The organism is Leptospira ellinghausenii (genome assembly GCF_003114815.1).
Classification (GTDB): domain Bacteria; phylum Spirochaetota; class Leptospiria; order Leptospirales; family Leptospiraceae; genus Leptospira_A; species Leptospira_A ellinghausenii.
In genome coordinates this window covers 290,281-303,548 of record NZ_BFAZ01000003.1, presented here as the reverse complement: position 1 = coordinate 303,548, position 13,268 = coordinate 290,281, and the positions used below count along the sequence as shown (strand labels likewise).

17 protein-coding genes and 1 tRNA gene are annotated in these 13,268 nt (G+C 37.5%); 15 read left to right on the top strand and 3 right to left on the bottom strand.

The features are described from left to right. Nucleotides 1-20: 20 nt before the first annotated feature. A tRNA-Leu gene (locus DI076_RS03780) sits at nucleotides 21-102 on the bottom strand. A 105-nt stretch (nucleotides 103-207) separates the two neighbouring features. On the opposite strand from DI076_RS03780, the gene DI076_RS03775 reads away from it, so the two are divergent. Together DI076_RS03775 and lysS are read left to right on the top strand one after the other, a co-directional pair. Further along, a complete protein-coding gene (locus DI076_RS03775; protein ID WP_108958660.1) occupies nucleotides 208-846 on the top strand; it encodes a hypothetical protein in 639 nt (212 codons plus the stop codon). A 10-nt stretch (nucleotides 847-856) separates the two neighbouring features. Then, nucleotides 857-2,341: a lysine--tRNA ligase gene (gene lysS, locus DI076_RS03770; RefSeq protein ID WP_174705015.1), complete on the top strand. Its 1,485-nt coding sequence runs from the start codon at nucleotides 857-859 to the stop codon at nucleotides 2,339-2,341. 123 nt (nucleotides 2,342-2,464) lie between these two features. On the opposite strand, the gene DI076_RS03765 is transcribed toward lysS, so the two are convergent. Continuing rightward, a complete protein-coding gene (locus DI076_RS03765) occupies nucleotides 2,465-3,013 on the bottom strand; it encodes a hypothetical protein (protein WP_108958658.1) in 549 nt (182 codons plus the stop codon). A gap of 57 nt (nucleotides 3,014-3,070) precedes the next feature. Here DI076_RS03765 and serA point away from each other — a divergent pair, with 57 nt between their 5' ends. The 13 genes from serA to DI076_RS03700 all read left to right on the top strand — a co-directional run bounded on the left by serA (nucleotide 3,071) and on the right by DI076_RS03700 (nucleotide 12,267). Next, nucleotides 3,071-4,294 (top strand): phosphoglycerate dehydrogenase, encoded by a 1,224-nt coding sequence (serA, locus tag DI076_RS03760; protein ID WP_108958657.1) that lies wholly within the window; start codon nucleotides 3,071-3,073, stop codon nucleotides 4,292-4,294. A 24-nt stretch (nucleotides 4,295-4,318) separates the two neighbouring features. Further along, nucleotides 4,319-5,095 carry an MBL fold metallo-hydrolase gene (locus tag DI076_RS03755; RefSeq protein ID WP_108958656.1) on the top strand — a complete coding sequence of 259 codons (777 nt, stop codon included), beginning with the start codon at nucleotides 4,319-4,321 and terminating at the stop codon, nucleotides 5,093-5,095. Between the two features lie 45 nt (nucleotides 5,096-5,140). Continuing rightward, nucleotides 5,141-5,533 (top strand): MAPEG family protein, encoded by a 393-nt coding sequence (locus DI076_RS03750; RefSeq protein WP_108958655.1) that lies wholly within the window; start codon nucleotides 5,141-5,143, stop codon nucleotides 5,531-5,533. 17 nt (nucleotides 5,534-5,550) lie between these two features. Further along, a complete protein-coding gene (locus DI076_RS03745) occupies nucleotides 5,551-6,321 on the top strand; it encodes an endonuclease (protein ID WP_108958654.1) in 771 nt (256 codons plus the stop codon). Nucleotides 6,322-6,422: 101 nt separating this feature from the next. Further along, nucleotides 6,423-7,808, top strand: coding sequence for a dihydrolipoyl dehydrogenase (locus tag DI076_RS03740; protein ID WP_108958653.1), 1,386 nt, complete (start codon nucleotides 6,423-6,425; stop codon nucleotides 7,806-7,808). Beyond that, the gene (gene trhO / locus DI076_RS03735) at nucleotides 7,805-8,836 is read left to right on the top strand and encodes an oxygen-dependent tRNA uridine(34) hydroxylase TrhO (protein WP_108958685.1); all 1,032 of its coding nucleotides are present in this window, start codon (nucleotides 7,805-7,807) and stop codon (nucleotides 8,834-8,836) included. The genes DI076_RS03740 and trhO overlap by 4 nt, the downstream gene beginning before the upstream one ends. Next, a complete protein-coding gene (locus tag DI076_RS03730) occupies nucleotides 8,837-9,754 on the top strand; it encodes an ABC transporter ATP-binding protein (RefSeq protein ID WP_108958652.1) in 918 nt (305 codons plus the stop codon). 2 nt (nucleotides 9,755-9,756) lie between these two features. Further along, nucleotides 9,757-10,527 (top strand): ABC transporter permease, encoded by a 771-nt coding sequence (locus DI076_RS03725; RefSeq protein WP_108958651.1) that lies wholly within the window; start codon nucleotides 9,757-9,759, stop codon nucleotides 10,525-10,527. Further along, on the top strand, nucleotides 10,511-10,795 hold the full coding sequence (locus DI076_RS03720; protein ID WP_245918243.1) for a BolA family protein: 285 nt from the start codon (nucleotides 10,511-10,513) through the stop codon (nucleotides 10,793-10,795). The genes DI076_RS03725 and DI076_RS03720 overlap by 17 nt, the downstream gene beginning before the upstream one ends. A gap of 13 nt (nucleotides 10,796-10,808) precedes the next feature. Then, entirely contained in the window at nucleotides 10,809-11,480 is a 672-nt protein-coding gene (locus DI076_RS03715; protein ID WP_108958650.1) for a glutathione S-transferase family protein, read from the top strand. A gap of 1 nt (nucleotide 11,481) precedes the next feature. Next, nucleotides 11,482-11,706, top strand: a complete 225-nt coding sequence (locus DI076_RS03710; protein ID WP_100727861.1) for a BolA/IbaG family iron-sulfur metabolism protein — start codon at nucleotides 11,482-11,484, stop codon at nucleotides 11,704-11,706. Nucleotides 11,707-11,708: 2 nt separating this feature from the next. Beyond that, complete coding sequence (gene grxD / locus DI076_RS03705) at nucleotides 11,709-12,017, top strand: Grx4 family monothiol glutaredoxin (protein WP_108958649.1); 309 nt, start codon at nucleotides 11,709-11,711, stop codon at nucleotides 12,015-12,017. Nucleotides 12,018-12,024: 7 nt separating this feature from the next. Beyond that, a complete protein-coding gene (locus DI076_RS03700) occupies nucleotides 12,025-12,267 on the top strand; it encodes a glutathione S-transferase N-terminal domain-containing protein (RefSeq protein ID WP_108958648.1) in 243 nt (80 codons plus the stop codon). Here DI076_RS03700 and gshAB read toward each other — a convergent pair. Then, nucleotides 12,260-13,267 carry a bifunctional glutamate--cysteine ligase GshA/glutathione synthetase GshB gene (gene gshAB / locus DI076_RS03695; protein ID WP_108958647.1) on the bottom strand — a complete coding sequence of 336 codons (1,008 nt, stop codon included), beginning with the start codon at nucleotides 13,265-13,267 and terminating at the stop codon, nucleotides 12,260-12,262. The two genes, DI076_RS03700 and gshAB, sit on opposite strands and share 8 nt — an antisense overlap. Between the last annotated feature and the right edge of the window lies 1 nt (nucleotide 13,268).

Sequence of the window (13,268 nt, the reverse complement as noted above, 5' to 3'; positions counted from 1 at the left end):
TGTGTGATGTAGAAAAGTTCTGCTCGAAGGGGGACTCGAACCCCCACACCTTGCGGCACTACCACCTCAAAGTAGCGTGTCTACCAATTCCACCATCCGAGCGGGTGTGTATGTGGACAGGTTAGGAAAACGGGTTCTTTCGTCAAGGAGATGAATTTTCTCTTGTCACTTGCCCTTAGTTCTCGGTAGGTTGTAGGGGTCATCAGTATGCAAGTTTCCGATTTAACCTTTCGTTTTAAATTACTCTTTCTTGGCTTTCTTTCGCCGATCTTTCTTTGTTTGGGTTTGTTACTTTCAAGCCCATATTGGTTGGGAACAAATGATCCATACCAAAAATCAGACATAGCCGTATTGGAACTCACAGACGTTTTGCCGAACAGAAAACAACTAAAGTCGATCACAAACTTGTATTCCAAATCAGATTTCAAAAAGCTAATCCTTGTTAGTAAAGAAGACAAATCACAAAACCAATTGATTGGGCCTTTTGAAATAGACCAAAAAGTGAAAGAATTCCTCATTTCAAATGGAATCCCAAGTTCTCAAATCATAACTCTTGTAATCCCGGCTTCCAAAATGGGTGACACAGACGAGGCATCCAAAAACCTATTAAAATTAGCTGTTTCTGACAATTTAGGGTCTATATTACTCCTAACACGAGAGTTTGAGAAACGTCGTGTTTTGAATATTTACAAAAAAACATTAACCAGTTTACCCGTAAAAGTCACAGCGTATAGTTTTCCATCTGAAATTTCGGGTTCGAATTGGTTTTTATCAGAATCAGGTACGAGAGAAGTTTCCGTAGAATTCATACGTTATATCTATTCTTACATCAGAGGTATCCTTTAACATGGATGAAATTAAAGATTCAAACGAACTCATAGAACAAAGAATTCAAAAGATAAATGATTTAAAAACAAAAGGAATCAATCCTTACCCACTTCGTTTTTTCCCAAATTCAGATTCCAAAATGCTATTATCTAGTTTTGATCCCAATCAAACTGAGAAAAAAACTTTCAAACTCGGTGGACGTCTGCATGCAAAACGTGTTATGGGTAAGGCAAGTTTTGCCCATTTAAAAGATGCAGAAGGTCTTATCCAATTGTATGCGACTCGGGATGACCTAGGCGAAGAAAATTACTCCTTATTTAAGTCTCTAGACTTAGGAGATTGGATTGGAATCGAAGGTTGGTTATTCCAAACACAAAAAGGAGAAACCACACTTCACTTAACAAATGTTCAATTGCTTGCAAAATGTATTAGACCACTGCCCGTTGTAAAAGAAAAAGATGGTGTTGTGTATGACGCTTTTTCGGATGTAGAACAACGATACAGAATGCGTTATGTGGACCTTGTTGTAAACGAAAACGTTCGTGAAACATTCAAAATGCGTTCTCGTATCATATCGGAAATTCGTAAGTTTTTAACAAATGAAGGATTTTTAGAAGTGGAAACTCCTATGATGCAACCGATTGCAGGAGGTGCAGCAGCAAGACCATTTGTGACCCACCACAATACTCTTGATATGGAACTTTTCCTTCGAATTGCACCTGAACTATATTTAAAACGACTCATTGTAGGTGGAATGGACCGAGTGTTTGAACTCAACCGTAACTTTCGTAACGAAGGTATCTCCACAAAACACAATCCAGAATTTACCATGATGGAAGCCTATATGGCGTTTGGTGATATGGAAACCATGTTATCCCTTACCGAAAGGATGATCGTTTCTGTGGCCCAATCGATTGGAAAAGGATTAAAATTTGCTTATGGCAAAGACCAGATTGACCTCACTCCTCCTTGGAAACGCGTCAAATACATTGATATCATCAAAGAATATTCAGGAATTGATTTTAGCCAAATCACCGATGTAAAAGAAGCAATTGAAAAGGCAAAATCCAAAGGAGTAGATTCTTCTGATTCAGTATCGATTTGGAAAGTGTGTGATGATGTGTTTAGTTCTCTTGTAGAACCTCACCTCATCCAACCTATCTTTATCACTGACTTTCCAAAAGAACTCTCTCCTCTTGCAAAATCAAAAGAAGATGATCCTAAGTTTGTGGAACGATTTGAACCATATGTTGCTGGGAGAGAAATTGGAAATGCCTTTACTGAGTTAAACGATCCTTTTGACCAAAGGGAACGTTTTGAAGAACAAGTAAAACAAAGGGAAGCCGGAGATGATGAAGCCTTTATGATGGATGATGATTATATCCGCGCCCTAGAATATGGTCTTCCGCCAACTGGTGGGCTTGGGATTGGAATAGATCGATTGGTCATGTTACTGACAGATTCACATTCCATTCGAGATACCATTTTATTTCCATTGATGCGCCCAGAATAGAATCCGCAGCCATTCTTTCTAGGGATAAAAAAACCTCTCCTTAACAACTAAGTCTTGGAGAGGTTTTTGATTAAAGCAGAGGTCTCTAAAACCTTACGGCATTAAAAATTACCTAACTGCTTCTTAACGTTTGTTAATATTGAGTTTTGGTTCCGATTCAATCACACGGATGAGTTTCGAGAGATTGGATTGGAATTTTGCCGTTTGGTCTCCATTCAATTGGTAATTGATGGTTTCCTTTCGATTTGTGTAACTGATGGTGATGTTTTGGTTTTCACCAATTTTGGGTAACATATCTTGTGTTAGCGCCGAAGTCACAATGATGGTATCAGAATAATCAGTATTGGTCTTTTTTAAATTGTACCAAGTTTCTCCCAACTTTAACGATACTCCAATTGGGATATCAACATCAAAGGTTCCAATTTCATACAGGAGGAAATAATTGATAGCCCCAGTGCTATTATCTCGTTCTGCCTTAAAATACACACAAGGGCGTTTTCCTGAGAATAACCATAGGTATTTTTGCATACAAATGTCTTTGGAAATCGCAGTTTGTTGCTCCAAGGTCGGTTCTGGGGTCACGACAAAGGCCTTACTTCCAGAACAGGAAACGAGGACCAAAAAAAGGAGGAAAATCGAGGAAATTCGGGTGAGTGAGAAGATTCTTTCCATGATACACCCAACCTTTTTCGAGATGCAAGGTTTGGCAAAGGAAAAAATCCTGTTCCTATGGTATCTTATCCCAAAGGAAAAATAAAAGTCCTACTTCTGGAAAACATCCACAAGGATGCATATGAACTTTTCCATCGAGATGGTTTTGATGTGACTCTCATCAAAGATGCGATGGAAGAAGAAGAACTCATCCAAAAAATTTCTGATGTCCATGTCCTTGGTATTCGTAGTAAAACAAACGTCACAAAAAAAGCATTAGAGAATGCGAAAAAATTAATGACGATCGGTTGTTTTTGTATCGGAACCAACCAAGTGGAATTGGAAGAAGCTGAAAAACGAGCAGTTCCTGTTTTTAATGCTCCATACAGTAATACAAGGTCAGTGGCTGAACTTGTCATAGCCGAAATCATCATGCTCGCAAGAAAAGCATCGGACCAATCAAGGGACGTCCACCTTGGCAAATGGAATAAAATTGCAAAAGGTTGTTTTGAAGTGAGAGGGAAAACTCTCGGCATCATTGGTTATGGTCATATTGGAACCCAAGTATCGGTCCTTGCGGAATCCATGGGAATGCGAGTGGTATTTTATGATATCATTTCCAAACTCCCACTCGGCAATGCATCGTCTGCACATAGTTACGAAGAACTTCTCAAACAATCTGATTTTATTTCCTTCCATGTTCCCGAAACAGAAGATACCAAAAACCTATTCCGTAAGGAACACTTACCTCTCTTAAAGAATGGAGTCTATGTATTAAACTTATCTCGTGGAAAGGTTCTTGAAATTGATGCACTTGTGGAAGGAATCAAATCGGGAAAAATTGCAGGAGCTGGTGTTGACGTCTTCCCAGAAGAACCAAAATCAAATGATGATCCATTTGTAAGCCCATTACAAGGACTACCCAATGTGATTCTCACTCCGCACATTGGTGGTTCCACAGAAGAAGCACAAAAGAACATTGGAACGGAAGTTGCCGAAAAATTATTAAAATTCATAAATAATGGTTCCACCACTTTTTCTGTGAACTTTCCAAACATTGAGTTGGGGAATTTAAAATCGGGTTACCACAGAATTCTAAATATCCACCAAAACCAACCAGGTTTCCTACGGGACATTAACTCCATTATCTCCGATATGGGAGGAAATATCCTCACTCAAAACTTGAGTACATCAGCAAACATTGGTTATTTGAGTATGGAAATTGATAAAAATTTGGGTGATGAATTAAAAGACAAAATCAAAGCCCACAAACACTCGATTCGCACTCGAATCCTCTACTAAACCTAAGGGAAGGATGAAATCAAAATGATTGAAATCCTTCCCATCTTTACAAACTCTCCCCTTCGCAACTATACTTATCTCGTTTATTCCAATCGAACAGGCGAAGTATATTGTGTGGATCCCTATAATGCTCCGCTAATCCTCACCCAACTGAGAAAAATGGGTTTAAAATTGAAGGGAATTTTGAATACACATGAACACGGTGATCACACAGAAGGAAATTTAGAATTAAAAGAAGAAACCAAATGTCTTATCTATGGGCACAAAAATGCCAAAGGAAAAATTCCTGGACTCGACGAAACATTGGAAGAAGGACAAATTTGTTTTTCAGTGGAAGGGGAATCCATAGAAGTTTGGGACACTCCCGGTCATACATTTTCTCATTTAAGTTTTGTACATAAAAATCCTAAAACCATACTTGGGATTTTTTCAGGTGATACATTATTCAATGTAGGTGTGGGCAATTGTTTCCGAGGTGGCGATCCAAATGCCCTGTATGAAACCATAAACCATCGGTATGCCAATTTGCCTGACACATGTCGTTTGTATCCAGGCCATGATTATTGGGAAAATAATCTGAATTTTTCCAAACATATAGAACCCATTCATGATGAGAGAGAATTGTTCCAAAAAACACTTACTCCTCATTTGGTCTCAACCATTGGGCTTGAAAAAAAATTAAGCCCATTTTTTCGACGTGATTCAAAATCCATAAAAGACCGACTAACAGAAATGGGGGAAACGGTTACAGATGATCGTTCTGTATTCTTACTCTTACGGAAACTAAGAGACCATTGGTAAAATTTTCATTTTACAAAAGAGAATCTCTCATTTACCTTTAGTCATATGACAATTCTGATCATTTGCCTCCTAGTTTCCATTTCTCAAATTTATTTAGCAAAGGCTTTTGTAGCCGTTGCAATGTCACGCGAAGGGAAAGGATATGACAACCACCATCCTAGGGAACAACAATCAAAACTTACTGGATGGGGCGGAAGAGCTTACGGCGCTCACTTAAATGGATTTGAAGCCTTCCCTATATTTGCGATTGCAATCCTCCTTAATTTAACTATCGAAGTAGATTTTTATTTCGCTGAAATCCTCGCACTCAGTTTTGTTTCCTTACGTTTTGTATACATTTACCTGTATATTGCAGATTTTCCTTTTGCACGTTCCACCACATGGACACTTGCATTTCTTTGTAATATAGGATTGTACATTCTACCATTAGTGTATTAACTTTCTCTTATATAATATTGAAACGAACTTCCATTTTATTTCTACTCATCCTGTTATTTGGGTTTGGTTATGTACTTTTTTCTGAATCAAATGAAACTGAAACTAATGGTAAAAACCGAATCACCGATTTTCAAAAAGCAAAACGTGTTTTAAAGCGTTTTTATGAAAAAGTAGGAAAGGATTTTTATTGCGGATGTGAGTTTGAAAAAGATGAAGAGGAATTCGGACGTTTCAAAATCAAACAAAATACTTGCGGATTACAAGCAAGGAAAGATTCCAAACGACAAAACTACATCGAATGGGAACACATTGTACCTGCTTATAGTTTCGGAAAAACAAGAGAATGTTGGACCAAAACCAATTGTGAAGTAGGTGGGAAACTTTTAAAAGGAAGGAAGTGTTGTGGTGCAACAGATCCTGAATTTAATCTCATCGAAGCCGACCTCCACAACATTGTTCCCGTTCCAGGCGAAATTAACGCGGACAGGGGCATTTTTCCCTATGGAGAAATCGAAGGGGAACCCAGGGAGTATGGGCTTTGTGATTTTGAAGTGAACTTCAAGGCATCCATTGCCGAACCAAAACCAGACATCAGGGGAGACATTGCGAGGATTTACTTTTATATGGAGTGGCGTTACCAAATTCCCATCCCAGAAGGAAAACGGAAACTCTACCAAAACTGGCACGAGAATGACCCACCGGATACCTTTGAAATCCGCAAAAATGAAATCGTAGAGCGGCTCCAAAAGATAAAAAATCCCTTTGTAGAGGGAGAAACACCCAATTGATCCTCCAAGCGTGGGTTTTAGTTTCGATAGGGATTTTAATTTTGCCAAATCAAAGATAGCTTCATTTACAGAATTCAGGTGCTTTGGAGTCTGGAACCAATATGAAAGAATATGACATTTTGGTAGTAGGAGCTGGTGCTGGGACCAAACTTGTAACCCCTCCTTCTCTCATCGGCAAACGAGTGGTTGTCTTCGAAAAAGAGACTCCAGGGGGGACTTGTCTCAATCGTGGTTGTATCCCTTCCAAAATGATCATCTATCCTTCTGAGCTTATCAGACTACGAGAAGAAGGAAAACGATTTGGGATCGAATTCCCAAAACCAACAACAGTTCCAGTCGAGTCCATTTTCCAAAGAGTGAACCAAACCGTAAAAGTCGATTCCGACTCCATTCCGCTTGCGTATGAAAAAAATCCCAATATCGATTATATTCCTAAAAAAGTTTGGTTTAAGGGATCCAAAGTTCTCACAGATGGTGAAAACGAATACACCGCCAAACACATATTTATTGTTACCGGCACAAGACCAAAAATTCCAAACATACAAGGATTGGAAAATACACCTTATTGGACTTCTAGAGAAGCACTCTCCCCTGCTAATTTTCCAAAATCTTTACTCATCATAGGAGCGGGTTTTATCTCACTAGAACTCGGTGCTGCTTACCAAGCCTACGGGTGCCAAGTAACTGGGATCACACGAGGAGAAGTGTTAAGGCATGTAGATGGTGATGTCAAAACTGAGTTATGTAAACACCTGCCCTTTCCGATCCACACGGATTTTCAATTCGAATCGGTTTCTTACCAAAACAAAAAATTCAAAGTCAGTGGAAAAACAAAAGAGGGAAAATTTACCCAGTTTGAAGCAGATGAACTCCTCGTTGCCACTGGTATTAAACCCAATACAGATGAATTACACTTAGAAAATACAAACATACAAGTCAATGAAGAAGGTTATATCCAAGTGGATGGGACCTTACAAACTGGTGAACCAGGTGTGTATGCTTTTGGCGATGTAATCGGAAGGTATTTTTTCCGACACAGTGCTAATTTTGAAGGGGAATACCTTTTTGAACATTTATTTGGTAACAAAAAAGACCAACCAATTGTTTACCCACCCATTCCTGAGGCCATTTTTACAAACCCACAAATAGCAAGTGTGGGAAAAACAGAAGAAACATTGATAAAAGAAGGGATCTCATATTACAAAGGTATCAACCCCTATTCTTCCAGTGCGACAGGTATGGCAAGATTATCCCATTTAGGTTTTGTGAAGGTTTTAGTTTCGAAAGAAACCGAACAAGTACTTGGTGCTCATATCATTGGAGAGGAAGCATCCAATCTCATCCACCAAATACTAATGGGAATGTATTTAAATGCCAAACTCGATGATTATTTAGGAATGGTTTATATCCATCCGGCCATTTCTGAAATCACTAGAAATGCATTTCGTAAAGTTCGCGAACAAAAATGGAAAGAGGGAAAATCGTGAAAAAATTTTTATTCAATCGTTTTGATAAGGATACCCTTAAGAAAAAAGTTTTGTTGGATACAAGAGAAAGACGGATCATTTCTTTTTATCGTTATGTTAAAATCGAAAATCCAATGGAATTTCGAAATTTACTCTATGATTCTTTTGAAGACCTAGGAATCCTCGGAAGAATTTATTTAGCAAACGAAGGAATTAATGCTCAATTTTCAATTCCGATTGAGAATGTCGATAAATTACGTTCCTTTGTTGATTCGGTTCCAGAACTAAAGAAAATCTATTTTAACGATGCAGTGGAAGATAAAAAGGAAAGTTTTATCAAACTAGCAATCAAAGTCAGAAAAAAAATTGTCGCGGATGGCTTAGATGATTCTCAATTTGATCCTTCCAATGTGGGAACCCATCTCTCACCTCTTGAATTTCATAACGCATTGGATGAAGAAGGAGTCATTGTTGTTGATCTCCGAAACAATTATGAATCAGAAGTGGGTCATTTCGAAAATGCAATTTTACCAGATGTCGGAACCTTCCGAGAAGAATTACCTTTGGTAGAAAAAATTCTAGAAAATGACAAAGATAAAAAGATATTACTCTATTGTACAGGCGGAATCCGATGCGAAAAAGCAAGTGCTTATTTGAAATACAAAGGTTTTGAAAAGGTCCATCAGTTACGCGGAGGAATCATCAATTATGCAAAAGTTGTGCATGACAATGGGTTACAATCAAAATTCAAAGGGAAAAACTTTGTGTTTGATGACCGCTTGGGAGAAAGGATTACCGATGATGTTTTAACGGTTTGTTATACCTGTGGCAAACCATCTGACCGTCACACTAACTGTGCCAATTTAGGATGCCATGTTCTCATCGTTCAATGTGAATCTTGTTCTGAATCTTTACTTGGCTGTTGTTCAGAAGATTGCAAAAAAATTGTTACCCTTCCAGAAGAGGAACAAAAAAAACTAAGACAAGAACAAAGAAAACAACAAAAATACCCAACACACCACCTAACAAGAAAACTAGTAGGAAAATAAATGAATCATTATGCGATTGAATTAAACGGACTTGAAAAAACATATAAAAACGGTGTAAAGGCACTTCGATCGATTGATTTAAAAGTCGAAACAGGAGATTTTTTTGCTCTTCTTGGACCCAATGGTGCAGGAAAATCTACTACCATCGGGATCTTAAGTTCCTTGGTGAATAAAACAAATGGCAAAGTGAAAATCTTTGGAGTGGATATTGATGAAAATCCAAATCTTGCTAAAACATTCATCGGAATTGTCCCGCAAGAATTCAACTTTGGAATTTTTGAAGCAGTAGAGCAAATCCTCATCAACCAAGCAGGTTTTTATGGTATGCCACTGAAAGAAGCAAAAGATAAAGTTAAGTATTATTTAGATAAACTCTCACTTTATGACAAACGTAAATCGGCTGCAGGGACTTTAAGTGGTGGAATGAAACGTAGGTTGATGATTGCAAGAGCTCTCATTCATGATCCAAAATTACTGATTTTGGATGAGCCAACAGCAGGTGTGGACATTGAAATCAGAAGGTCCATGTGGGATTTTTTAAAAGAACTCAATAAAGAAGGAAAAACAATCATCCTTACCACACATTACTTAGAAGAAGCAGAATCCCTTTGCAAAAATATAGCAATCATTGATAAGGGTGAAATTGTCGAAAATACATCGATGAAAAAACTCTTACAAAGATTGGACAAAGAAACCTTTATCATCGATTTAAAAAAATCATTCAAAACAAAACCAAACTCCAAACGTTTCAACTGGCTTTGGTTAGACGACCATAGCTTAGAAGTTCAATTGGACAAAAAAGCCTCAGTAAATGATCTATTTGCGGAACTTACAAAACATAAAATGGAAGTTTTAAGTTTGAGAAATAAATCAAATCGATTAGAAGAATTGTTTTTATCACTTACAGGAAAAAACTAATCATGTGGAAAGAAAACTTAACGGCACTTAAAACCATCGTTCGAAGAGAATGGATTCGAATCATTAGAATCTGGGTCCAAACCTTAATCCCACCAGTGATCACAATGGCACTTTATTTCCTTATTTTTGGAGAACTTGTTGGCCGACAAATTGGAAAAATCGGAAATTTTACTTATATCGAATTTATTGTTCCTGGACTTATCATGATGAGTGTCATTACCAATTCCTATAACAATGTTGTTTCATCCTTTTTTTCCAGTAAGTTTCAAAAAAATATCGAAGAACTTTTAGTATCACCTACTTCACCCTATACCATTGTCTTAGGTTATACGTTTGGTGGAGTAGTTAGAGGTCTATTTGTTGGAATTTTGGTAACTCTCACTTCCTTATTTTTTACAAACCTTCAATTCCAACATCCTATCATCATCTTTTTTACAGTCATCCTAACATCGATTTTATTCTCACTTGGAGGATTTTTTAATGCTCTTTTCGCAAAAAAATTTGATGATGTTACGATCATTCCCACTTTTATTCTCACCCCATTAACTTACTTAGGTGGAGTGTTTTATTCGGTCAAAAATTTACCTGAATTTTGGCAAACCGTCTCTTACCTAAATCCAATTTTGTATATGGTAAATCTTTTCCGATATGGATTCATTGGGATAACAGATGTAAATTTAATCTTTTCTCTTAGTTTTATCCTCTTTCTTTCCGTTCTCTTATTTTTACTCAATGTTAGGTTAATGAAAATTGGATATGGAATTAGAAACTAAACAAACTAGAAAAGAGCGAATGGAACAAGTTTTGAAGGAGTTTTTCCTTCCCACAGAACTGACTGTACTAGATGTATCATGGGAACATGCGGGGCACCCTGGTATGACCAAGGATTCCAAGGAAACCCATTTCCGGATCAAAATGGTATCTCCCAAATTTCATGGAAAGTCAACTGTGGAACAACATAGAGAAGTTTATTTACTCCTCGGACCTGAATTTAAAAAGGGTCTCCATGCTCTAGAAATGGATCTATCCTCACCCAATTAGGAGTCTAAAAAGTATGGGAAAACCAACACTCATCAGCTTCAAACTTTGTCCCTATGTCCAACGCTCAGTGATTAACCTTTTAGAAAAAAAAGTAGATTATGAAATCAAATACATTGATTTAGCAAACAAACCAGATTGGTTTTTAAAAATTTCACCCTTTGGTAGGGTTCCCGTACTTGTAGTGGGAGAAGAAGTGTTATTTGAATCTGCAGTGATCAACGAATATTTAGACGAAACGAACCTTCCCTCACTCCATCCAAAAGACCCATTGGTAAAAGCAAAACATAGAGCTTGGGCAGAATTTGCAAGTGCCTTACTTGTTGACCAATATTTATGGACCATGTCAAAAGATGAGGCAGAATCCAACAAAAAAAGAGACGAAATACTTTCGAAATTTAAAATCTTAGAACCTGTTTTACTGGAACCCAAAGATGGAAAATTATTCTTTGCAGGTGATTCCATGCACCTAGTAGATACTGCCTATGCACCTTTTTTCATGCGTTTGGATTTTCTAAAAGCAAAGGGAGCCGAGTTTGATTTAGGGCGTGGATTCCCAAAAATACAAATTTGGAGTGATACACTACTTTCTTTACCATCGGTAAAGAATTCTGTTTTACCAGAAGTGCCAAATGAATACATTGAATTTATCAAAGCCCACAACTCATGGTTGGGAGGAAAATTGTAGGATGACCATTCCAGAAATCCAAAAAAAAATAGAAGAGGGTTTGCCAGGTTGTACTGTCGAAATATTAGATCCTTACCGTGACGGCGTTCATATCAAAGCTGTTGTCACTTACAAAGGTTTTAATGGTAAGGGTCTCATTGAACAGCACCGAATGGTGTACGCTACTTTAAAAGAAGAATTAAAAGAAGAAATCCATGCCTTAGCATTGGAAACAAGGAGTGAATAATAATGGAACAAGAGTTAAAGGATAAAATTGAATCTTTAATCAAATCAGAAAAGGTTTTTCTTTTTATGAAAGGAACACCAGAAATGCCACAATGCGGGTTTTCTGCAGGTGTAGTTTCAACATTAAAACAACAAGGAATTCCGTTTGGTTCTTTTAATGTTCTTTCCGACATGAAAATTAGAGAAGGAATTAAAGAATACACCAATTGGCCAACCATCCCTCAACTTTATATCAATGGAGAATTTGTTGGTGGTCATGATATCACGGTCCAAATGGCTCAATCTGGGGAACTCAAAAAAAAAGTAGGTTAATAATCCCATGATCCGTCTCTACCAATATGACTCCTGTCCTTATTGTTACCGTGTTAGGCAAGCCATACAAACACTAGGTCTAACAGAAGGTAAGGATTATATTTTGGTAGAGGCAAGGTATGGCACACCGGGAAGAGACGAAGTTATCAAGTTAGGTGGCATTTCCCAAGTCCCTTTCCTTGTTGATGGAGAGACAAAAATGTATGAATCTCTCGACATCATCGACTACCTTCGAAACAAATTTACGTAAATCCCAATAAATCGAGAATTTTATCTCCAACAGCTCTCGGTTTTCCTGCATAAGGAAATTCATGGATGTACAAAACAGGATTAAAATTTATTTCTAGTACCGCATAATGGTTCGGATTTGGTATTTCCGTAATGGCACTGGAGATGATATCAATCCCACAAATGACGGCAGATGCAGCCTTTGCTGCATTTAGAGCAATGGTTTTAAACTCTGGGTGAACCAAATCAGTTACATCAATGGAATCACCACCAGTTGAGATATTCGAGTTTTTTCTTAAAAATACTTGTTCATCTTTTTTAGGAACCGAGTCGAATGTAAATCCATTATCAGACAGAACTAATCTTTCCGTTTCGGACATTTGGATTTTTTCTAAAGCTGTGATATGGCCTTCCCCGCGTCTTGGATCTTTGTTTTTTACTTCGATGAGTTCCCGAATGGTATGAACACCATCGCCTACCACATTCGCAGGAACTCGGTTACAAACCGCTACCACTTCATCACCTAATACCAAAAAACGGTATTCGGGACCTTCTATAAATTCTTCTACAATGATGGAATTGGAAAACGAAAATGCTTGTTTGACAAAAAATGTAAATCGTTCCAAAGAATCGTTAGGATTGGATATTCCAATTCCAATTCCAAAATTGGTTGTGACAGGCTTTATCACCTTTTTTTTAGATTGAAAGAGTGGATAATCCAACAAAGCATCTTCAACCAGGGAATAATCTTTTCCAATGGGAACTCTAACTTTATTTTCACTTAACACAAGTTTGGAGGCAATTTTATTTTCCATCACCAAATAAGTCATCAAACTATCCAATCGTGTTTTACTTGCTTCCTTTACAAATTCAGAATGATTGCCTTTAACCAAACGTAAAAAATTTTCCTTACGATCGATAACCTCTACCTTGATACCTCTACTGATTGCATCACGTATGATGATCTGAGTCGATATTTCTAAGTCTTCCCAACCCGGTAATAATGGTTTTGATTCTTTCACT